General features: G+C 56.7%; 19 protein-coding genes, 1 other RNA gene and 1 pseudogene. 11 read left to right on the top strand and 10 right to left on the bottom strand.

Annotation, left to right across the window (positions count from 1 at the left end):
• Nucleotides 1-142: 142 nt before the first annotated feature.
• A complete protein-coding gene (locus DFR30_RS09775; RefSeq protein ID WP_132974449.1) occupies nt 143-1534 on the top strand; it encodes a class II fumarate hydratase in 1392 nt (463 codons plus the stop codon).
• 204 nt (nt 1535-1738) lie between these two features.
• Here DFR30_RS09775 and DFR30_RS09770 read toward each other — a convergent pair.
• Nucleotides 1739-1882 (bottom strand): annotated as a pseudogene (locus tag DFR30_RS09770) (transposase); the annotation flags it as partial.
• A gap of 97 nt (nt 1883-1979) precedes the next feature.
• Between DFR30_RS09770 and DFR30_RS09765 the strand changes: the two are divergent.
• Nucleotides 1980-3338, top strand: coding sequence for a cytochrome-c peroxidase (locus DFR30_RS09765; protein WP_132972736.1), 1359 nt, complete (start codon nt 1980-1982; stop codon nt 3336-3338).
• Nucleotides 3339-3436: 98 nt separating this feature from the next.
• Here the strand turns inward: DFR30_RS09765 and DFR30_RS09760 are convergent, their stop codons facing one another.
• The 6 genes from DFR30_RS09760 to smpB form a co-directional block, all read right to left on the bottom strand.
• Nucleotides 3437-3703 (bottom strand): LAGLIDADG family homing endonuclease, encoded by a 267-nt coding sequence (locus DFR30_RS09760; protein ID WP_132972734.1) that lies wholly within the window; start codon nt 3701-3703, stop codon nt 3437-3439.
• A gap of 38 nt (nt 3704-3741) precedes the next feature.
• Nucleotides 3742-4105, bottom strand: a transfer-messenger RNA (tmRNA) gene (ssrA, locus tag DFR30_RS09755).
• Between the two features lie 31 nt (nt 4106-4136).
• Nucleotides 4137-7166 carry a hypothetical protein gene (locus DFR30_RS09750; protein WP_132972732.1) on the bottom strand — a complete coding sequence of 1010 codons (3030 nt, stop codon included), beginning with the start codon at nt 7164-7166 and terminating at the stop codon, nt 4137-4139.
• Nucleotides 7166-8020, bottom strand: coding sequence for an L-type lectin-domain containing protein (locus DFR30_RS09745; protein WP_207891870.1), 855 nt, complete (start codon nt 8018-8020; stop codon nt 7166-7168). Before DFR30_RS09745 ends, DFR30_RS09750 begins: the two co-directional genes overlap by 1 nt.
• A 227-nt stretch (nt 8021-8247) precedes the next feature.
• A complete protein-coding gene (locus tag DFR30_RS09740) occupies nt 8248-9498 on the bottom strand; it encodes an MgtC/SapB family protein (protein ID WP_132972728.1) in 1251 nt (416 codons plus the stop codon).
• A 10-nt stretch (nt 9499-9508) separates the two neighbouring features.
• Nucleotides 9509-9997 carry an SsrA-binding protein SmpB gene (gene smpB / locus DFR30_RS09735; RefSeq protein WP_132972726.1) on the bottom strand — a complete coding sequence of 163 codons (489 nt, stop codon included), beginning with the start codon at nt 9995-9997 and terminating at the stop codon, nt 9509-9511.
• Between the two features lie 107 nt (nt 9998-10104).
• Here smpB and DFR30_RS09730 point away from each other — a divergent pair, with 107 nt between their 5' ends.
• The 3 genes from DFR30_RS09730 to DFR30_RS09720 are packed head-to-tail and all read left to right on the top strand — an operon-like array spanning nt 10105 to nt 12286.
• Nucleotides 10105-11514 (top strand): sodium-dependent transporter, encoded by a 1410-nt coding sequence (locus tag DFR30_RS09730; RefSeq protein ID WP_132972724.1) that lies wholly within the window; start codon nt 10105-10107, stop codon nt 11512-11514.
• Between the two features lie 9 nt (nt 11515-11523).
• Nucleotides 11524-11955 (top strand): type II toxin-antitoxin system RatA family toxin, encoded by a 432-nt coding sequence (locus DFR30_RS09725; RefSeq protein WP_132972722.1) that lies wholly within the window; start codon nt 11524-11526, stop codon nt 11953-11955.
• The gene (locus DFR30_RS09720) at nt 11948-12286 is read left to right on the top strand and encodes an RnfH family protein (protein WP_132972720.1); all 339 of its coding nucleotides are present in this window, start codon (nt 11948-11950) and stop codon (nt 12284-12286) included. The genes DFR30_RS09725 and DFR30_RS09720 overlap by 8 nt, the downstream gene beginning before the upstream one ends.
• Nucleotides 12287-12425: 139 nt before the next feature.
• On the opposite strand, the gene DFR30_RS09715 is transcribed toward DFR30_RS09720, so the two are convergent.
• Nucleotides 12426-12953, bottom strand: coding sequence for an outer membrane protein assembly factor BamE (locus DFR30_RS09715; protein ID WP_132972718.1), 528 nt, complete (start codon nt 12951-12953; stop codon nt 12426-12428).
• 90 nt (nt 12954-13043) lie between these two features.
• Here DFR30_RS09715 and fur point away from each other — a divergent pair, with 90 nt between their 5' ends.
• On the top strand, nt 13044-13469 hold the full coding sequence (gene fur / locus DFR30_RS09710) for a ferric iron uptake transcriptional regulator (RefSeq protein WP_132972716.1): 426 nt from the start codon (nt 13044-13046) through the stop codon (nt 13467-13469).
• Here fur and recN read toward each other — a convergent pair.
• Both recN and DFR30_RS09700 read right to left on the bottom strand, forming a co-directional pair.
• Nucleotides 13466-15142 carry a DNA repair protein RecN gene (gene recN, locus DFR30_RS09705; protein ID WP_132972714.1) on the bottom strand — a complete coding sequence of 559 codons (1677 nt, stop codon included), beginning with the start codon at nt 15140-15142 and terminating at the stop codon, nt 13466-13468. The genes fur and recN overlap by 4 nt on opposite strands.
• The gene (locus DFR30_RS09700; RefSeq protein ID WP_132972712.1) at nt 15142-16020 is read right to left on the bottom strand and encodes an NAD(+) kinase; all 879 of its coding nucleotides are present in this window, start codon (nt 16018-16020) and stop codon (nt 15142-15144) included. The genes recN and DFR30_RS09700 overlap by 1 nt, the downstream gene beginning before the upstream one ends.
• Before the next feature lie 150 nt (nt 16021-16170).
• Here DFR30_RS09700 and hrcA point away from each other — a divergent pair, with 150 nt between their 5' ends.
• From hrcA to dapB, 5 genes are all read left to right on the top strand, one after another.
• Nucleotides 16171-17208: a heat-inducible transcriptional repressor HrcA gene (gene hrcA, locus DFR30_RS09695; RefSeq protein ID WP_243640719.1), complete on the top strand. Its 1038-nt coding sequence runs from the start codon at nt 16171-16173 to the stop codon at nt 17206-17208.
• Nucleotides 17209-17311: 103 nt separating this feature from the next.
• Nucleotides 17312-17905: a nucleotide exchange factor GrpE gene (gene grpE, locus DFR30_RS09690; RefSeq protein WP_132972708.1), complete on the top strand. Its 594-nt coding sequence runs from the start codon at nt 17312-17314 to the stop codon at nt 17903-17905.
• A 77-nt stretch (nt 17906-17982) separates the two neighbouring features.
• Nucleotides 17983-19923, top strand: coding sequence for a molecular chaperone DnaK (dnaK, locus tag DFR30_RS09685; RefSeq protein WP_132972706.1), 1941 nt, complete (start codon nt 17983-17985; stop codon nt 19921-19923).
• 274 nt (nt 19924-20197) lie between these two features.
• Complete coding sequence (dnaJ, locus tag DFR30_RS09680) at nt 20198-21343, top strand: molecular chaperone DnaJ (RefSeq protein ID WP_132972704.1); 1146 nt, start codon at nt 20198-20200, stop codon at nt 21341-21343.
• A 14-nt stretch (nt 21344-21357) separates the two neighbouring features.
• On the top strand, nt 21358-22158 hold the full coding sequence (gene dapB / locus DFR30_RS09675) for a 4-hydroxy-tetrahydrodipicolinate reductase (protein ID WP_132972702.1): 801 nt from the start codon (nt 21358-21360) through the stop codon (nt 22156-22158).
• The last annotated feature ends 75 nt before the right edge of the window (nt 22159-22233 follow it).

Genomic DNA, 22233 nt, shown 5'->3' with positions numbered 1-22233 from the left:
TACAGCAAAGTATAGACACGCTGTCCCGTCTGGAAGGTCATAAATCCTCCTTATCCCCAAACAACGCGAAAGTATGCTTTATCAATAGCATCGCATAATTGTTATGACACACCGGTTTCAGGTAGACGGAGGTCTGGCAACGATGTCGCAACGCTACCGTATTGAACATGACGCCCTGGGTGAGCTGCGCGTTCCGGCGCAGGCATTGTACGGCGCGCAGACGCAGCGTGCGGTGGAGAATTTCCCGATCAGTGAGTTGCGCATGCCGGGACCATTTATTCGTGCGCTGGGCAGGATCAAGTCCGCTGCGGCCAGGGTCAATGCAGACCTGGGCCTGCTGGATACCGCTATGGCCGGGGCCATCAGCACGGCCGCGGACGAAATCGCCGCTGGTCAGCATGAAGAACAGTTTCCTGTGGACGTGTTCCAGACCGGGTCGGGCACCAGCACCCACATGAATGCCAACGAGGTCATTGCACGCCTGGCGTCGATGCGGTCGGGGCTGAGCGTGCATCCCAATGATCACGTCAACCTGGGCCAGAGCTCAAACGACGTTATCCCGGGCGCTATCCATATCAGCGCGTGCATTGGCCTGCACCATGACCTGTTACCGGTGCTGGAACAACTACGTGCCACGCTCGACAGCCGTGCCGTGGAGCTGTCCGGCAGGGTAAAGACCGGTCGTACGCATTTAATGGATGCCTTGCCGGTACGGCTGGACCAGGAGCTGGGTGCATGGCGCACCCAGATAGAAAAGGGCATGCAACGCATCACGTCGGGCATGCAGCACCTGCGGCAGCTTCCCCTCGGCGGCACCGCGGTTGGCACCGGTGTCAATGCGCACCCTGATTTCGGGCGGCGAGTCGCTATATTGCTGTCGCGCGAGACCGGGATCGACTTCGTTATCAATGCAGACCTGTTTGAAGGCATCGCCACGCAGGATGCCGCCGTGGCGATGAGCGGTCACCTGAAGACACTGGCAGTAAGCCTGCTGAAGATCAGTAATGATCTGCGCTGGATGAACTCCGGTCCACTTGCCGGGCTGGGTGAGATCACGCTGCCGGTGCTGCAGCCCGGCAGCAGCATCATGCCAGGCAAGGTGAACCCGGTGATACCGGAGGCCGTGGCCATGGTGTGTGCCCGGGTGATCGGTAGTGATACAGCAATCACCGTCGCCGGGCAGTCCGGTAATTTCCAGCTGAACACGATGTTGCCGCTGGTGGCCTATGAGCTGTTGCAGAGTATCAAACTGTTGACCGGCGCGGTGCGTGCACTGGATGAAAAGGCCATCCGTGGTTTCTCCGTCAACCCTGAACAGCTGGCCCGCGGATTAATGTATAACCCGGTGCTGGTGACGGCTTTGAATCCTGTTGTCGGGTATGAACAAAGTGCCGCCATAGCCAGACGTGCCTGGGCAGAGGGACGACCGGTGCTCGATGTGGCCGAGGAGATGACCGGCATCAGCCGCGCAGAACTTGAATCACTGCTCGATCCCGCTCACTTGACAGGGAAACCTGGCCAGCCATGGATATAGAGAGATTTCTCGAGACAAATTTGCAGATCACCCTGCTGGTGGGCATTACTACGATGTTGTCTACAAGTGGCAATCCTGAAATCGATGTGATCGCACCCATCGTAAGCACGAATTCGATCTGAGTCAGGGTATGCGTATAGGAAGTGTAAACCCCGGATTCGGTGGATTTCCAACCATTAGAATGTTGGATTCTGCCGGACTGTGCGCGAAGACTTCGTGGAAGCGGGCGAGGTTGGCCCTGGATTTTGGTACAAGGGCGGTGAGGCATGCGATAAAGTCCAAGGGCTCGAAGATCACATGGGTAGTGCCATCACGCCAGGCGGTCTTGAGGGAGTAGCGGACCTCGCCGGTTATCGCCCGTTGAAAAAGAAGAAAGATAATGCTTAAATGCGAATAATTACTATTCGCATCTATTGTCTTATCTACTCAGGGGAAATTTCCAGACATGAAAGTCCTTTCGCTCATATTAATCGCGACTATAACGATCGCCAATCCGGTCTACGCTGCAAATCAAACCAGGGAACAAAAACTGGGGAAATTACTCTTTCAGGACATCAATCTTTCATTCAACAGAAATCAATCGTGCATGTCGTGTCATGCACTGGACAGTATTGATGTGCCAGTAGCACAACATCATACAGACGACGATTCCAGCGTTACGATGGCACTTAAGCCGATCACTCCGGGATTTGTTGACGCGGCCAATGTACTGGACGGTACATCGGTATCCAACGGCTCTCTTGTGCGCAAATTCGGATCATTGAATGCACCCAGCGTTGGTTACGCGGCATTCAGCCCGGTCTTTTTCCGGGATAGCGAAGAAGAACTCTTTTTTGGTGGTCAATTCTGGAATGGCAGGGCGGCTGATCTGGTTGAGCAGGCTAAAGCTCCATTACTTAATCCGGTAGAAATGGCGATGCCGAACGAATGGAGTGTTATCGAGCGACTAAAGGAAAACAGAAAATACCGGAAACTGTTTAAGCAACGCTACAACATCGATCTGGCAGGTCTCAATGAGGACAGTCCGGGGGTGGCTAACGCCTATCAGGCCATGGCCGAGGCGATCGCCGCATTTGAACGCAGCAGGGAATTTAACCGTTTTGACTCAAAATTTGATTTCGAAGCCGCTGGCATAACAAGTTATAACGATTCAGAGCAGCGCGGGGCTGACCTGTTCGATGGCCGGGCATTGTGCGGTCTTTGCCATACGACAGAGGGTATCGAGGGCGACGGTACCCCCGCATTGCTCACTGACTTCAGTTACGACAACCTTGGTGTGCCGGCCAATCCACAAATCCCGGGCAACCCGGATGCTGATCCGGGTTTACGGGCCAACCCGAACCTGGAAGCGGCACGAGGTGAGCCATCTCCACTGTCCGAGACCGAAGGCCGGCAGAAGGTCATGAGCTTGCGAAATATCGCCCTGACAGCGCCCTATATGCACAATGGTGTGTTCAAGACACTGGAAGAGGTCGTACATTTTTACAATACCCGTGATGTATTAGATCGTTGTATCGATCCGGCGGATGCCACACATCCTGGTTTTGGGGTGACCTGCTGGCCTGAAGGGGAGTTCCATGCAACCCGCAATATCACGGAGCTGGGTAATTTGGGACTCTCGCCCGAGGATGAAGCCGACATTGTTGCTTACCTGAAGACATTTACCGACAACTATCCACGCTGGGGCAATAGTTCCGGTCTCCGTGATCGCAATGTCTCGAAAAAGGCAAAATCACCTTTTGCAGACTTTCCAGTGCCGGTGCACTCAATAGGCAACCAGGCTCCATCCCGGCTTGGTCAGTAAGAACAATGAATCAGTGTTGTGACGAGCAGTACCGGCACTCCCTTTAACTTTCTCAGATACGGTAAAACCTGTCCCGGCAGGGCTAGCGCCTGACGGTTCTAGATGGCATAACTGAAGCTTGGCGTGTGATGCTGTTTTGTTGTGCGTTTACGCATTATCTTGCCGGCGCCCATGGTGTTGATAACATAGTCCAGCAGTTCGATTTCAGTATTGCTGATACTGATGGCGAGTTGATGGTTTTCGTTACAATGCTTCCGGCACAGGGTGACAGTGCCTTCACCATCAATCAGGCCTGCGATATAGGCTGTATCGGTGGGCGAGAGTTTGTTAACTGTCCGGTAAGAAGCCATCCATGGTTCTCCCATAAAAAAATAGCCCTGGTATCATGCCAGGGCTATCGTGTTGGTGGAGGCGGCGGGAATCGAACCCGCGTCCGCAAGCCCTCTGCCATTGGCTCTACATGCTTATCCACGTCTTTAAATTTAACTGGCTGCTACCCGACGGGCAGGGAAAACAGACAGCGATTCCGGATTAGGTTTTAGCGCATCCACCCCGGACTAGTTTCAGCGCGATCCTGTATGGGATGACTCCGGTGATCCGGGCGTACAGGCACGCGCCGGGCCGAAGGCTTTACACCGGTTTTTAAGCGGCTAAAGCGTAGTTGTCGTCGTTGGCAACTATAAGTGTTACAGCTGGATTTACGAGGTAATCTGTCCCTCGGCATGCACCTCAGGTTTCGCAACCCACGTCGAAGCCAGGTCGCCCCCATTTGGAACAAGGGCATTATACCACAAATCGCTAGTTTCCTGGTGGCTGCGGAATAGCCTTCCAGGCTTCTGTCCCCGGGCCGGTACCGGGGTCAAAATACTCCAGGTGTTTGGCAGGGATTCTTGCCGTGTTTCGGGTGCCGTTGCCGATGCCATCTTTCCAGTAAATGGCCACCAGCCCGGTTGCGTTACCCGAAGGCACCAGTTCCACATATCCTTCGCTGCCCTTTCTCACGCGAATCGCATACCGTCCGACCCGCGAGACCCCAATGCCTTCACGGCTGAAATTGGCGCCATTGGTCAGCGTAAGATAACGATCCTTGATAATGCCCTTGAATCCGCTCAATTGGGTCACGTGCAGTGGCGGGACAGGTTCGTCTTTCCCTTTATAGAAATCCTCCACGATGGGTTTCAAATCCCTTTTATGCGTATATATCCAGCTTTCCGGATCGGAGCGTTTGTTTGAGGTTTTGGGGATGCGTCCCTCGCTGTGGCTATCTGCGGTTGAATCCAGTGGGCTTTTTTTGGAGAGCCTGGTTTTTCCTGTCCCGGCGGGGTTGCCGTCTTTATCTTTAAAGCGGTACAACAGCAGGGGGTAATCGGCCTTTAAATCATCAAAGTCCCTTACCGGCATACTGATGCGCCGGCCATAGGCGCTGTCACCAAACTCGACATCGATAATGCAACCCTCGGCATTACGGGTAAACTTCTGTACATCTACTGCATGTAGATAGTCGCTGTTTTTTACGTTAACGACCTGTTTGATACGCCAGCCGTTTTTACGCCACGTGGCCAATGCCTCATTGGACAATAGTTTTCCGTTCGGGAGCTGTAATGTTTCGCCCTCCATAGCGTGTATCAGGGCGATGGAATAATCTTCTTTCCAGCCATTTACCATGGGGTGGCTGGCGTAAGAGGGTTTAACGTCATCGAAGGATATTTCACCCGCCTCGACCAGCACTTTCAATGCGGAAAATTCGTTAAGGTGATTGCCCGTTTGTTCAGCATGTCCAATGGCAATGGCGCCCTGGTTACAGGTCTGGAATTGTTGCGGTGTCCATTCAGGCGTCTGCCCCGTGTCATAGTTTGCGTTCTCGCCATACATGGCTTTGACGGCGTTCAGGTCGGACGGGTCGTGTTGTGGCAGGTTTGATGAATCCGGGGTGTCGGGAACGCCGCATCGCACGGGTGGGAGGCTGTTGTTATCAATCGGCTGGCTGGCTAACACGGGTTCTGCAATAGCAAGCTTTTCGCTGGACACCGAGGACGGCATTCTCCCTTCCAGTGCCTTTTTCTGTTTTATGGCTTTTAATTGATGGTCGATGACTTCGTGTTCGAATTTCCGCTTTTGTTGCAGATCATGTTTCGCCGATGTGTTTTCGCTGAGATGATCAATGTACTTTCCCTGTGACCAGTCGAGAAGTGAAGAAAAGAATACACTGCTGGCGATTCTCAGCCGCTCCGACTGGCCCAGTTTTTTCCCGTAAGGGTCATTCCCGCTGAAGATGCTGTATAGCTCACCGAAGTTGCCAAAACTGATATGGGTATTCGGTATGCCCAGTGCAGCGTTTTCCAGCGTCCAGTCGTAGAGCGCATAGGTAATATCTTTATGAAATGCGTTCAGTGCATTGCGTATTTTCTTTTTCTGCAGCCAGCTGACATTTACAGTAATGGTGTTCATTTCGTAGTGGCCGGTCCACACCACGTTATCGTAATAACCGCTGCGTAAATTTTTCCCCAGGCGAGTGTAATCGTCCTCGATTTTGCCAGCAGCCGGGTAGGGTGTCCCGTGGATATAGATCTCGCGCGGGAGCTGAAGTCTGTAGTCATGGTTCAGCAGGGGCTGGTAGCGTTCCGCCACTTCGAGCCGTAGATATTCGGGCATGGTCGGGTTATGTACGATGGAATCCATGTTCTTCAACATCTGCAATTTGGTGTGGGCAGATTCTTTGGCCGGTTTAAGTGTTACCGGGCTGGTCATCTCCTCTGAGAAAAGGCCGCGCAGGCGGGGGATGGATTCCATGTATCTTGCGAGCTTGCGCTTCAGAGGTGTTTTGTAGACACGAACCCGCTCCATGGCCTCACCAAAACTGAACTTGACGACCTCGCCGTTTATCAAATCCAGGTCCAGTCGTTGCCAGTGGTTGCCGATTTCATTCAGGTAGGACTGGGAGGCAAATGTCGGGTTGTCACCCATCATGGCCGGTACGTAGTGTGTGTAGTGAACCGGCCGTCCTTTGCGCATGGCGCCGGACTTCAACTGGAGGGTGCCGGTCAGGCCACCGTCCTGGCCCCTGACCGAAACAGACAGGTTTTCACCCTGTGCCCTGGCGACCTTGTACGGCAGGTACACATCAACATGGAACAGCTGTCCTTCAACCAGCCCTTCAAGAGGGCGTTGCAGGGCGTCGGTCTGAAGCGGCAGCCTTAGCAACAGCACACTGCTGGCGAGGGCATCCGGCATTTCCAGTTTAATTTTTCGAATTGTCCCCCCGCGAGGTTTTCCTTCTCCCGCTACCCAGGCGCGTCGTTCTGTGGTCGCGTCGCCATCACTCCACCGCACTTCGCCCGGGTACCATTTGGCGAGTAGTGATGGCTGGCCGCATTGCGGTGGTTTACTGAGCTGCAGGCTCCACGTTAATGTCCCTGCAACCTGCTTTCTTGCCCACTCGGGAATCTCCGGGTTGATCTCGTCGGCCGTTGGCGTGTACTTGAGTTCGATATCACCTTCATGCTCGCGACGAATATCGCCTGCTTGAAAAGGTGTATACGTCCCCTTCCAGATCCGTTTGTTGGTATGGGCCTCAATACGGTAGATGAAAGCTTCAACTTCGGGGTCCTGTGGTACGAGTGCGATGGGATCGTTGTTCTTCCCGGATTCCCACAAGCCCAGGAACTCGTTCAGTGAATAACTGGCCGGTGGTTTAATGGTTTTTTTAACCGGTTGTACGGGGCTGTCATCTGCCGCTATCAATGGTGATAAAAACACCAGCCCGGCGCTGACAAGCAGCGCCAGCAGTGTTTTACCGGGAAAGGCCATTAATGCCTGCCTGAATAGCATCAATAGGTTTCCTCTGCGCTGGCACCTTGTGCGGAGTGACTTTCAGAGGGTGTTCCCGGCTGAAACCGGTCCGGTGCAAATTGCCCGATAAAATCCCAGGACAGAATTTGATGCAGGTTGCCCGCCGAACCGGTACCCGATGTAAAACCGACGTATGCCTCGCGTGACTGCAACAGGGCTTCCAGGTCGAGCCTGTGGGTCAGGTTCTGACCATTCGATAAACGGACGCTGAGTTGCTTGCCTATGCCATCGTAGTCGACCCAGGCCCGCCAGACTGCACCGTTATTCATCGGTGTCGGAACCGGCAGCGCAAGTGCTGAAGTCAGGTCTCCGTTAACATCAATGCCGATATGGTTCCCGTCTGCATCCCAGCCATTCGTCCAGGTATCGAATTCGACACCCAGGCTGGGTTCAAGACCCTGTAAACCGAGGCCGCCGCCGTACCCGCCAATTTTTGCCGACGAGGTCTGTACGACAAAAGCAATACCGTCGGCGCCCTGAATCTTGTCGTTGTCTGTGGCCCCCATCGGTTGCGAAATGCGGAATTGAAACGATGTGCTGAACGAGGCATTGCCGCCCAGCTCTATTTTGCACGCATAAAAGGCACCACCCGACTGACCAAGATTGTCTGTGAGTGTGATTGTCCGGTCGCTCATCGATGCGGTGCCACTCAGGGTGATGTTGGATGGATCATCGAGTGAGCCAAGGGAAATTCCACTGGGCATCTCGCCCTTTGCAGCCAATTTGTACTTGCGGCAGCCGTTCTCGGCGGGGCCGGTCTCACCGGTGTCCTCGGTTTCTGAACGATTGTCAGGGGCAGTTGGGAGCTTCTGGGCGTATGAGTGGTCAAACATCATTACTAACAGCACAACAATTAATATGGGAGGGACGAAATGCCATGCCTGACGAGTCTTGTTCATCGGTACTCTCTGTCGTGAGCTGACGGCATGCCACTAAACTATAGACTATAGAACATATTTCGAAGTGAGCCGACTAGCGCTCCTTTAGAATGCGCTGTTTGTCGTGCTTCCAGTACATGGCGGTGGGGATAAGCGAGCCCTTGCAACCCCCCCCCCCAGGTTCAGGCGGCCTGAATCAGATACAGGCCGCCTGCGCCAGCTGCAAGTGTCAGGACAAGTCCGGGCGCAAAATGTTTCGCCATACTGCCGCCGGCGATGACAAAAACCAGTATGCCCTTTACGAGTGTATTGACCAGCGTGGCAAGCAGAATGGCGCGGCTGGCGACGTCTGCAGCCAGGTCTGCTCGCGCCATGTTGGCCAGCGACAGGGTGATGGCATCCACATCGGCCAGCCCCGAGATGGCTGCCAGCAGGTAGATACCGGTCTCGCCCAGCCAGGCGCGGGACGCCTCGGCCAGTATCATGATCGCTGCCAGCAGCAGGCCAAATTGCAGTGCCGATTTGAGCTGCAAGGGGTTTTCAAGGCGGAGTGCTGCCGCGTCACCGGAGTTGCCGGTACCGTGCCACAGCCAGGCACTGTAGCCGGCGGCCACGAGGGTGATCAGGCCAAGAGGTGCTGCAAGATGAGGCAGCAGGGCCGGGTTGATGATGCTGACTTCGATCAGCACCCGCGGGAACATGGTGGCCGAAGCGATCAGCGCGCCGACAGACAGCACGCGCCCCATGTCGATTTGCCGGGCGAGCCGCGAGAAGGTAAGTGTCGTCGCGGTCGATGACACCACGCCGCCGAACAGCCCGGTCAGGATAATGCCGCGCCTGGCACCGACCAGTTTCATGGCCAGGTAGCCGGCAAACGACAGGCCGGCGATGAGTACGACCATCCACCACACCTGGTAGGGATTGAATGCTTGCCACGGGCCATAGCCCTGGTTCGGCAATGCGGGCAACAGAACAACTGATATCAGTAACAGTTTCAAGGCAGCATAAAACGCTTCCGGTTCCAGTCGGCGCAGCCAGCCGTGCAATACCGGCTTCAGGCTCAGCAGGGTAACGGTGACGACAGCGCCGCTGATAGCGATGTGGATCTGGCCGCGAATCGCCAGCGCGCCCAGTGCAAAGGTTATCAGGGCGGCAACCAGCGTCGTTATACCAAGGTCATGGTCAGTCTGGCGTTCGCGCCAGTAGCCGGCAATCAGGATACCGGTTAGCGAGAGGAATGAAATACCGAGCAGGATATCGCCCATGTCTTCGGCCAGCAGCGCCCACAGCCCGCCCAGCAGGCCCAGCAGTCCGAAGGTGCGGATACCGGCGATGCGACTGCCTTCCTCGGCGCTACGTTCTGTCCAGCCGCGTTCGATGCCGACCAGCAAGCCGATCGCCAGCGCAATGCCGAGTTCAGTCAGGTGTTCCATGCCTGAAGCCCTAGCGTCCTTTCATCAGACGCTGTTTGTCACGCTGCCAGTCACGGTCTTTTATGGTGGTGCGCTTGTCGTGCTCTTTCTTGCCCTTGGCGAGCGCGATTTCAAGTTTGGCGCGACCGCGTTTCCAGTACATGGCAGTGGGGATAAGTGAAAAGCCCTTACGTTCCACAGCGCCAATCAGCCGGTCGATTTCGTGGCGGTGCATCAGCAGCTTGCGGCTGCGGCGCGGGTCGGGCTTGATGTGGGTGGAGGCAGTCGGCAGCGGAGTGATCAGGCAGCCGAACAGGTAGGCCTCGTTGTTCTTGAGCAGGATGTAGCTGTCCACCATCTGCACTTTGCCGGCGCGCAGGCTTTTGGCCTCCCAGCCCTCCAGCGCAATTCCGGCTTCCAGCCGGTCGGTGAGGGTATAGTCATGACGCGCTTTTTTATTGAGCGCGATGGTGCTGCTGCTCGCGCCGGATTTGGTTTTCTTTTTGCCGGATTTTGCCATGCGCGCATTATACGCATGTCGTAGCGCGCGTCGGCATTGATTTAAAGGCTTGAGCCGGATACGGATATTCCGGACAATCAGGCGCAACGATGTCGACAGGACAGGTTATGACACCACCAAGAAAATCCATACACGGCAGCTGGTCCAGCCGCCTTGCCTTTGTGCTGGCGGCGACGGGTTCAGCCGTCGGCCTGGGTAATATCTGGAAGTTCCCCTATATTGCCGGGGAACACGGAGGCGGCGCTTTTGTGCTGGTGTACCTGGCCTGTATCGCATTGATCGGCATTCCGATCATGATGGCCGAGGTTATGCTCGGGCGGCGTGGTCGGCAGAGCCCGATCAACACCATGCGCGCCCTGGCTGCAGAGGCCAATGCCAACCATGCCTGGCGCTGGGTGGGCTGGGCCGGTGTGGCGGCGGGTTTTCTGATCCTGTCTTACTACAGCGTAATCGCGGGCTGGGCTTTGGCCTACGTATTCAGGTCCATGGCGGGTGCCTTCAGCGGTGCAACGGCAGAGGGTGTTGGCAGTATCTTCATCCAGTTAACCGAAGACCCCGAGCGGCTGTTGGCGTGGCATACCATTTTCATGGTGATGACTATGATCGTGGTGGCGCGGGGCGTGAAAAGTGGCCTGGAGCAGGCGGTACGTTTCCTGGTGCCTTCGTTGTTCGTATTGTTGATTATGCTCGACGGCTATGCGATGGCCAGTGGTGCTTTTGACGAGGGGCTGAGGTTCCTGTTTACGCCGGACTTCAGCAAGATCGACGCCAACGGTGTGCTGATTGCGATGGGGCATGCCTTCTTCACGCTCAGTCTTGGTATGGGCGCCATTATGGTGTACGGCTCCTACCTGCCGGAGCGTGCCTCGATTGCGCGAACCAGTATCACCATCGCCCTGCTGGATACGCTGGTGGCCCTGTTGGCGGGTATGGCGATTTTCCCGCTGGTGTTTTCCAACGGGCTGGAACCGGGTGTCGGCCCGGGGCTGATATTCCAGACGTTACCGATTGCCTTCGGACATATGACCGGTGGCGTGGTGTTCGGCACGCTGTTTTTTGTGCTGCTGGTGTTTGCGGCCTGGACTTCGGCGATCTCATTGATTGAGCCGGCCGTGGCCTGGCTGGTGGAAAACAAGGGTGTCACACGCGTGCATGCGTCGGTGTATGCCGGTGCGGCGACCTGGGGTGTTGGTCTTCTGACCATCCTGTCATTTAACCGCTGGGCGGATTTTCATCCGTTGTCGTTCATTTCCATTTTCGAGAAGTCGACGATATTTGACCTGCTGGATTACCTCACGGCTAATATCATGTTGCCGCTGGGCGGCCTGGCCATTGCCATATTCAGCGCCTGGGTGATGCGACGCGAAGACACTGTGCAGGAACTCGATATGGGTGACGGACCGGCTTACAGGCTCTGGCATTTCCTGGTGCGCTATGTCACGCCGGTAGCGGTGATTATCGTGTTTCTTAATGTCACCGGGCTGGTCGATTTCTCACACCTGTTTCGGGCGGGGTAGGTGTGACGCATGACGGTAATTAACAAATCTGCCCTGGTGCCCTATTCACCGGCACAGATGTTTGCACTGGTGGACGACATCGAGGCTTACCCCGAGTTTTTGCCCTGGTGCAAGCGCGCACGGGTTTTGTCTCGCACGGAAGACGAAGTGCGTGCAACCATCGAGCTGTCCAAGGGCGGTGTAGAGAAAGCCTTTACCACCTGCAACCGTATCCAGAAGAACAAGATGATCCAGATGCGTCTTGTCGAAGGTCCCTTTAAACGGCTCGATGGCTTCTGGCGCTTTGATCCACTGGGCGAGGAAGGTTGCAAGGTATCGCTGGATCTCGAGTTTGAATTTGCCAGCCGCATGCTCAGTATGGTGGTCGGGCCGGTGTTCAGCCAGGTGGCGAACTCACTGGTGGATTCTTTTCAACAACGTGCGGTGGATGTGTATGGCTGATTCCCTGATCCCGGTCGAAGTGGCGTATGCCAAACCCGAAGAGCAGGTTATTTTGCGGCTTGAAGTGCCAGTGGGCAGCACTGCGCTTCAGGCCATCGAGCTTTCGGGTATTACGCGCCGCTTCCCCGAGATCGATATGAATAACCTCAAACTGGGTATCTTCGGAAAACTGAAAAAGCCGGACCAGGTTCTCTCGGCCGGTGATCGGGTTGAAATCTATCGCCCGCTGATTGCTGATCCCAAGGAAGTCCGTAAACAGCGCGCGGCGCAGGGTAAGCGCACCGGCAAGGGCGGCGGGAATCTCAAGCCGAAGGAAGCCGGGTCGGGCTGATTTCAACTCCATTCCCCACACTCACCCTCACCCCGTCATTGCGAGCGTAGCGCGGCAATCTCCGTCAGGCTGGCACCAGCTTCAAGAGATTGCCGCGCTACGCTCGCAATGACGGGCAGTGGCGGCAAGGCAATCAGGGCTAGTGGGTGTGGCTATCTGCGGGTTCCGGGGCTGGACGGAATGCCTGCTGTTCCGGCTCTTTGCTGTTGAAAGTGATCCAGCGCCAGAAGCGAACCAGGATACCCGGGTCATCGATTTCCTGGTGCGGCACTTCGACAGTGACAATTTTATTTAACGGCTCCCTGGGTGCGTTCGGGTCGGGGAGCAGGGTTCCATCCATGCGCACCAGCGTGTCGTCGTCGAAAAACACCGCCAGGTGTTCGCTGCGTGCTTCTCCTTCACCTTCGGTGCCCGGTTTGTACTGGTAGTAGTAGTCCCAGCGGTCGGCGTGGAACGGGTCGGCAACCAGCGGAGTGCCCAGGATAAACTGCACCTGGCGCCGCGTCATGCCGGTTTGCAACTGGTTGACCATTTCCTGCGTCAGTACATTGCCTTGCTGGATCTCGATCTTGTAAACCCACGGCAGGCGGTTGACGATGGGGTCGCCGGAGCAGGAGGCGAGCAAAAAACTTGCAATGATGGCAATAAGAGTGAGAAGCTTTCGCATCAACAACGGGACCGGTTCGCTCTGTCAAAGAAGGGCGCGATGATAAACGATACAGCCGGTTTTGAATACGCCTGACAGGAAGTAAAAACATTGGAATCCAGTGATCTGCGCAAGGCCGGACTGAAGGTCACCCTGCCGAGGATGAAGATCCTCGAAATTCTCGAAACCAGCGAAACGCGCCACATGAGCGCCGAGGATGTCTATAAACGCCTGCTGGAGGCCAAAGAAGATATCGGCCTGGCGACGGTGTACCGGGTTTTGACCCAGTTCGAGGCGGCTGGCCTGGTGACGCGGCATCATTTTGAAGGCGGACACTCGGTGTTCGAGATGAACGAGGGCCATCACCATGACCACATTGTCTGCACCCGCTGCGGCAAGGTGGTGGAATTTATCGATGAAACCATCGAAAAGTGCCAGGAAGAAGTGGCGAAAAAGGAAGGTTTTACCATCCACGACCACTCGCTGATCATCTATGGCGACTGCACCCGCGAGAATTGCCCCAACCTGAAAGACTAGGTCACAGCCGTCAACTGCCCCAGCATATCGCGCGCGTGATCGAGTGTTGCCCGGGTAATCTTCTGCCCACCCAGCATACGCGCAATCTCATCGATGCGTTCTTCTTCGTCCAGTGCGCGGATATGCGTCCGCGTGGACTGGTCGCCGGTAAGCTTGGTGACCTGCAAGTGCTGATGGGCCTGTGAGGCCACTTGCGGAAGGTGGGTGACACACAGCACCTGTCGATGTTCGCCGAGGGTCCGGAGTTGCTGGCCAACGGTATCGGCAACAGCGCCACCCACGCCGCTATCGACTTCATCGAAGATCAGGCTGGGAATGTCACTGGCTTCGGAGGCAATGACCTGGATGGCCAGGCTGATACGCGACAACTCACCACCGGATGCCACTTTGGCCAACGGCGCCGGCGGTTGCCCCGGGTTGGCGCTGACCCGGAATTCAATCTGGTCGGTCCCCAGTGGCGACAGGCTGTCTGAAGGGGTTTCAGTCACCCCGATGTCCAGTTGGCCACCGCTCATGCCCAGCGCCTGCATCGCCTCGCTGACCTGTCCGGAAAGTTGTCTGGCAGTCTTGACGCGTTGTTTGTGCAGTTTCTGCGCGGTCTTGCGGTAGTCGTCCTGCAGCGTCGAGCGTTGTTGCTCCAGTGCGTCGAGACGTTGATCTGCCTGTTCCAGTTGTTGCAGTTCTTCGGCAAGCTGCCGGTGAAAGCCGGGCAGGGCTTCCGCTTCGATGCGGTGTTTGCCGGCTACCTTGTGCAGGGCATCGATGCGTTGCTCGACCTCCTGCAGTCGTTGCGGGTCGAGTTCCACGCGGTCACGGTAGTCGCGCAGCAGGTCGACGCCTTCTTCCAGTTGAATAAGCGCACTGTTAAACAGTTCGCTGGCTTCTTTAAGGGATGGGTCGATCGCTGTCAGGGGTGCCAGGTCGTTGATGGCCTGTCCGAGCCGGCTGTGCGCGGAACGGTCGTCGTCATACAGTGATTCTGTATGGCCGGCACAGGTTTCCAGTAACTGTCCGGCGTTGGACAGGCGTGCCAGTTCCCCGTGCAGGGTTTCGACTTCGCTGGCTTGCGGCGCGAGGTCGTCCAGTTCCTGAAGCTGAAAACGCAGGAATTCCAGTCGCGAATCACGGTCGTTACCGGTGCCGATGATAGCTTCGATATCTTGCTGTACACGCTCCCAGTCGTTGTGCAGGGTCGCGAGTTTGTCGAGCGTGGCACCGTGTTTCCCGTGCCGGTCGAGTAGCTGACGTTGCAGGTCACGCTTCATCAGTGACTGGTGTTCATGCTGGCCATGAATATCCACCAGGTGTTCACCCAGTTCACGCAGGAGTTGCAGGGGAACCGATGTGCCGTTGATGTAGGCGCGTGAGCGACCTTCGCAGGCAATGACGCGACGCAACTGGCACTCGTCATCGAGGTCCAGCGACTGCTCCTGCAGCCAGTTACGTACACGGTCGAGTGTGCTGATATCGAAGCTGGCGCTGAGATCGGCGCGTTCGCTACCGTGACGGACAGCCCCGGCATCGGCGCGGTCACCGAGCAGCAGGCCGAGCGCACCAAGCAGTATCGATTTGCCGGCCCCGGTCTCGCCGGTCAGCGCGGTCATGCCGCGATGCAGTTCAATTTCCAGCTCATCGATAATGGCAAAGTCGCGAATGTGCAGTGATACCAGCATCAGGGCTGCTCCGCCCAGCGCAGTTTTTTGCGCATGATATCGAAGTGGTCATGGCCGCGCGGGTGGATCAGGCGCAAGTCATGCTCCTTGCGGCAGATGCGTATCAGGTCGCCGCCGAACAGGGTGTAGTTGACCTGACCGTCACAGGTGACCTGGGCCTTGCTGTCGCCATCACCGTGCAGACGAACATCGATGCGCACCTGGTCACTGACCACGATAGGGCGGTTACTGAGGGTGTGCGGGCAGATGGGTACCAGTACAAGCGCGTCCAGTCCCGGGTCCAGGATCGGGCCGCCACCGGACAGGGCATAGGCTGTGGAGCCGGTGGGTGTTGATACAATCAGGCCGTCGGCGCGTACCGTATTGAGGTACCTGTCATCGATATGGGTATCGACCTCGATCATGCGTGCGATATCCCATTTATGCACCACCACATCATTCAGCGCATCGCTTTCACTGACGATGTCGTTTCCACGGATCACGCTGGCATGCAGCAGTGAACGTTTTTCTTCCTCGTAGTCACCGGCCAGGATTTCATTCAGGCGGTCGCACATTTCGTTCGGTGATACGTCGGCAAGAAAACCCAGCCGGCCCAGGTTTACACCCAGCACCGGAACGTCGGCGCCTGCCACACTGCGGGAAGCATTGAGCAGGGTGCCATCACCCCCCACGACAATCACGAGATCGCAGCGAGTGGCAAGCGCCGCGCGCTCCACGACATCTGCAGACGGGTGCTCGAAATAGGCGGCAGCGCTGGGATCCAGCAGCACCGGCAGGCCACGACGCTCCAGTTCGCCCAACAGTGTGGTCAGGGTACTGGCGACGGCGCTATCGCCGGGTTTGGCGATCAGGCCGATGGTCTGGAAGCGATTAGTCATGTCAGGCTAATGCTAGCGGTTCCGTGGCGTTGCGCCAACTGTCTATTTCAGCAAATTTTTTAGCCGGTGCAGGGGGCGGCTGTTAGCACTCCGGATGCAAGAGTGCTAAAGTTACACTTTGAGTAAATCCACAAGAGGCTGGGGAAGGTCGTGGCTGCCGAGCTGAACGAGCGCGCACAGCACTTGCTGAAAGCGCTTACCGAGCGTTATATCCGCGAGGGACAACCCGTGGGTTCGCGTACGCTTGCGCGTGACGCGGGCCTGAAGCTCAGTCCGGCCACGGTGCGCAATGTGATTGCCGACCTCGAGGATCTCGGGCTGGTGCGTTCACCCCACACCTCGGCAGGCCGTGTGCCCACCGTGCAGGGGTACCGGTTGTTCGTGGACACGCTACTGTCGGTCAAGCCGCTGGAACAACAAACGGTCGAAGAGCTCCAGGAGAATCTCGATATCGGGGGAGACAGTCGGGATCTGGTTGAAACGGCTTCCAGCCTGTTGTCCGACGTGACCCGTCTGGCCGGTGTTGTTACCCTGCCACGCAACGAGCACGCGTCGCTGCAACGTGTCGAATTCCTGCCCTTGTCGAACCGCAAGGTGCTGGCGATCCTGGTGATCAGCGATACCGAGGTGCAGAACTGTATCCTCAATACAGAACGAGACTACGGCGCAGCCGAGTTGCAACAATATTCCAGTTTTCTGAATGAGCAGTTCGCCGGCAAAGAACTGAAAAGCGTGCGCGCTACACTGATCGCCGAACTGAAAGAAACCCGTGAAAACCTCAATCGCATGATGACCACTGCCATGACCATGGCAGACAAGATGCTGGGCGAGGCGGAAAAGGGCAGTGATTATGTGCTGGCCGGGCAGACCAATCTGATGGACTGTGATGAGCTTTGCAATGTCACGACAATGCGCCACCTGTTCGAGGCTTTTGATGAAAAGCGCGAAATCCTCGGTCTGCTCGATCAGTGTGTGGAGAGCGAGGGCGTACAGATTTTCATCGGCGAGGAATCCGGCTACCAGATGCTCGACGAGTGCAGCCTGGTGACGGCCCCGTATTCAGTGAACGGCAAGGTGCTCGGCGTGCTGGGTGTTATCGGTCCGACGCGCATGGCCTACGAACGGATTATCCCGATTGTGGATGCGACGGCGCGGATATTGAGCGCGGCCTTGAATCCTAAGGATTAGTCCCCATGTTTTGGCACTGGCGTTGTCATTGCGAGCGTAGCGCGCAATGACGGTTTAACTAGAGATATATTTAATAACATATTGTTTATTAAAGAGGTAATAGATGGCTAAGGAACAGAACGTATCGCCGGAAGACGAGCAGGGTTTTGCTGCGCAGGCAGGCGGGGCGGCGGACGACGGCGGTGAAGCCGGCGATCACAGCCACGAGGAATTGCACGCGCTGCTAACGGATGCGCGCTCCAAGGCGGACGAGCACTGGGATCAGTGCCTGCGTCTGCAAGCCGAGATCGATAACCTGCGCAAACGCAGCGAACGTGACCTGGTCAATGCACACAAGTTCGCGCTGGAAAAGATTGCGGCAGAACTTTTGCCCGTCAAGGACAGCCTCGAAATGGGTCTGGCGGCTGCCAGTGAAAACCACGACGTGGAAAAACTTATTGAAGGCAGTGAGCTTACACTGAAGATGCTCAGCTCTGTTCTTGATAAGTTTAATATTAAAGAAATCAATCCAGTAGGCGAGAAATTTAATCCAGATTATCATGAGGCCATGTCCATGCAGGAACGTGATGATGTGGAGCCGAACACGGTTGTGGCGGTGATGCAGAAGGGCTACATGCTGAATGACCGGCTGATCCGGCCGGCCATGGTCATGGTGTCGAAGGCGCCTGCCGGCAGCTCACTCAACGAACAGGCTTGAAAAACCTGACAGCGCCCCCACCTAGTGAAACAGTTGAAAAGTTTTAAACAGAATTTGAATCCAGGAGAGACAAGCAAATGGGCAAAATAATCGGTATAGATCTCGGAACCACCAATTCCTGCGTTGCAGTGATGGAAGGTGGTGAACCCCGTGTTATTGAAAACAGTGAAGGCGATCGCACCACACCCTCCGTTGTAGCATTCGCGGATGGCGATGAGGTATTGGTGGGCCAGGCAGCCAAGCGCCAGGCGATTACCAATCCGGCCAACACCCTGTTTGCCATCAAGCGCCTGATCGGTCGCCGGTTTGAAGATCCGGAAGTCCAGAAGGACATGGAGCTTGTCCCCTACAAGATCATCAAGGCCGACAATGGCGACGCCTGGGTGGAAGTCAATGGCAAGAAGATGGCGCCGCAGGAAGTCGCGGCCCGCGTGCTGCAGAAGATGAAGAAGACGGCAGAAGACTACCTGGGTGAAGATGTCACCGACGCGGTTATTACTGTGCCGGCTTACTTCAATGATTCGCAGCGTCAGGCAACCAAGGACGCCGGCAAGATCGCAGGCCTGGACGTCAAGCGTATTATCAATGAGCCGACGGCGGCAGCGCTGGCCTACGGCATGGACAAGAAGCGTGGCGACGTCAAGATCGCTGTCTACGATCTGGGTGGCGGTACGTTTGATATCTCCATCATCGAGATTGCAGAAGTCGATGGTGAACATCAGTTCGAAGTGTTGTCCACCAACGGTGACACCTTCCTCGGTGGTGAAGACTTCGACAAGCGCCTGATCGACTACCTGGCCGACGAGTTCCAGAAGGACCAGGGCATTGATCTGCGCGGTGATCCGCTGGTCATGCAGCGCCTGAAGGAAGCGGCTGAAAAGGCCAAGATCGAGCTGTCTTCCAGCCAGCAGACCGATATCAACCTGCCGTACATCACGGCGGATGCGACCGGTCCGAAGCACATGAACCTGAAGATCACCCGTGCCAAGCTGGAATCGCTGGTCGAGGATCTGGTGACCCGCACGATTGATCCGTGCAAGCTGGCGCTGAAAGATGCCGGTCTGTCGGTCGGTGAAATCGACGACGTTATCCTGGTCGGTGGCCAGACACGTATGCCCAAGGTGCAGGAAGCGGTACAGAACTTTTTCGGCAAGGAGCCACGCAAAGACGTCAACCCGGACGAAGCGGTTGCCGTTGGTGCGGCGATCCAGGGTGGTGTGCTCGGTGGCGACGTCAAGGACGTGCTGTTGCTCGACGTAACCCCGCTGTCACTGGGTATCGAAACGCTGGGTGGTGTCATGACCAAGCTGATCGAGAAGAACACCACCATCCCGACCAAGGCGACGCAGGTGTTCTCGACCGCCGACGACAACCAGAATGCAGTGACGGTGCATGTCTTGCAGGGTGAGCGCGAAGTGGCATCGGCCAACAAATCGCTGGGCCGCTTCGACCTGACCGACATCCCGCCGGCACCGCGTGGCGTACCGCAGGTCGAGGTTACTTTTGATATCGACGCCAACGGTATTCTCAACGTGTCCGCGAAGGACAAGGGTACCGGCAAGGAGCAGAAGATCGTCATCAAGGCATCCAGCGGTCTGTCGGAATCCGAAGTCGAACAGATGGTAAAGGACGCCGAGGCGCACGCCGACGAGGATCGCAAGTTCCACGAGCTGGCGGATGCCCGTAACCAGGCGGACAACATGATCCACGCCACCGAGAAGTCACTCAAGGATCTGGGTGAGGACAAGGTCAGTGCCGACGAGAAGGCCGCCATCGACAAGGCGATCGAGGAACTGAAGGAAACCCTCAAGGGTGACGACAAGGAAGCCATCGAAGCCAAAACGGCTGCGCTGGCCGAGTTGTCCGGCAAGCTCGCCGAGAAACTCTACGCCGAGCAGGGTGGCGCCGAAGGTGCTGCCGGTGCGGCACCGGGTGGCGAGCAGGCTGAAGCTTCTGCGGACGCCGGCGATGATGTTGTCGATGCCGAGTTCGAAGAGGTCAAGGACGATAACAAGTAAGCTGTGACCATAGCCCCGGTGATGTTGCCGGGGCGGTTCGAGCGGTTCGCCGCTTATAACAGGACCGCCGGAACGCCAAGTGTTGCCTTCGTGCTAACCTTGGCGTTTTGGTCGTTAACAACGAGGGAAACGCTGGTTAATTTTCATCATCCGTCATTGCGAGGCGTGTAGCGCCGTGGCAATCTCCAAACGACTGTTGCCACGTTACGAGATTGCCGCGCTGCGCTCGCAATGACGGGTTAATCAGACTCTCCCGAAATACAGAAACTAAAATATGTCGAAGCGAGATTATTACGAAATACTGGGCGTGGCCAAAAACGTCAGTGACGCGGAACTGAAGAAAGCCTACCGGCGAGCCGCGCAGAAGCACCACCCGGACCGCAACCCGGACGACGCCGAGTCTGAAGAGAAGTTCAAGGAGGCCAAGGAAGCCTATGAAGTTCTTTGTGATGCGCAGAAGCGCGCTGCGTATGATCAGTTCGGGCATGCCGGCGTCGATCCTTCCATGGGCGGCGGCGGAGGGTTCGGCGGTGGTGGTGGCGGTGGCGCCAGCTTCAGTGATGTTTTCGGTGATGTTTTCGGTGACATCTTCGGGGGGGGGCGTGGCGGCGGCGGGGGGCAGCGCGTCTATCGTGGTGCCGACCTGCGTTATAACCTGGAACTGTCACTCGAGGACGCGGTGCACGGTACGACGGTCAAAATTCGTGTACCCACTTTTACCAGCTGCAAGACCTGCGGGGGGTCTGGTGCAAAAAAAGGCACCCAGCCCACTACCTGTACCACCTGTGGTGGCCACGGTCAGGTACGCATGCAGCAGGGCTTTTTCTCGGTCCAGCAGACCTGTCCGCGCTGTAATGGCACCGGCTCGGTTGTCAGCGATCCCTGTGGCGACTGCCACGGACAGGGTCGTATAAAGGAACAAAAGACCCTGTCGGTGAAGGTGCCGGCCGGTGTCGATACCGGCGACCGGATACGCCTGGCCAACGAAGGTGAAGCGGGTGAGAACGGCGGGCCGCCGGGAGATCTGTATGTGCAGATCCAGGTCAAGGAACACGCAATCTTCAAGCGTGACGATGCCGACCTTTATTGCGAAGTCCCGATCAGCTATGCCACGGCGGCGCTCGGTGGCGAACTCGAGGTGCCTACACTGGACGGCCGGGTCAAGCTGAAAGTGCCGGAAGGCACGCAGACCGGCAAGCTGTTCCGCATGCGTGGCAAGGGCGTTAAACCGGTGCGTGACAATGCCGTCGGTGACCTGTTGTGTCGCGTGGTGGTGGAAACGCCGGTCAAGCTCAGTTCGAAGCAGAAGGAATTACTGCGTGAACTGGACGGCAGCATGAAGGACAATAAGAAGCATAGCCCGCAAGCGCATTCCTGGCTGGACGGGGTAAAGAAGTTTTTCGACGGCGTGAAGTTCTAAAGAGAGAAAACAGCATGACGCGTATAGCGATTCCCGGTGCTGCCGGCCGCATGGGGCGGAACCTCATCGACGCTTGCCAGCGTACCGAGGGGCTTTCGCTGGGTGCTGCGACCGAACGTCCGGGTCATGAGCTGATTGGCAGTGATGCCGGTGTGGTGGCCGGTGTGGGCGCGCTGGGCGTGCTGATCGGCGACAACCTGGAAGCGGTTGTCGACGACTTTGATGTACTGATTGATTTTACCGCACCGGCTGTCACGCTGGTGCACCTCGACCTGTGCCGCCGGCACGGAAAATCCATGGTGATCGGCACCACCGGCTTCAGTGAAGAACAGAAGCAGCAGATTCAGGACGCCGCGAAAGACATCAGTATTGTGTTTGCGCCCAACATGAGCGTTGGCGTAAACCTGTGTCTCAAGTTGCTCGACATTGCCGCGCGCGTACTGGGCGATGATGTCGATATCGAAATTATCGAAGCGCACCACCGCCACAAGGTGGACGCACCCTCCGGTACCGCACTGCGCATGGGAGAAGTGGTTGCCGATGCACTGGGGCGCGATCTTAAAACCTGTGCCGTGTATGGACGGGAAGGCATCACGGGTGCACGTGACCGTAACACCATCGGTTTTGAAACCATTCGTGCCGGCGATATTGTCGGCGAACACACGGTCATGTTTGCCGCCGAAGGCGAGCGTGTGGAAATTATCCACAAGGCTTCCAGCCGAATGACCTTTGCCTCCGGTGCGGTGCGTGCAGCCGGCTGGGTCAGCGGGCATTCCAGTGGCCTCTATGACATGCACGATGTGCTTGGCCTCTGATGGCCGCCCATGTTACCCGGCGCGGAGTGTGCCCGGTTTCCTGATACAGGCTGCCCGGATGCCAGGCCTGCCGGT

Source organism: Thiogranum longum (assembly GCF_004339085.1).
Classification (GTDB): domain Bacteria; phylum Pseudomonadota; class Gammaproteobacteria; order DSM-19610; family DSM-19610; genus Thiogranum; species Thiogranum longum.
This window is presented reverse-complemented; position numbering and strand designations above follow the sequence as displayed.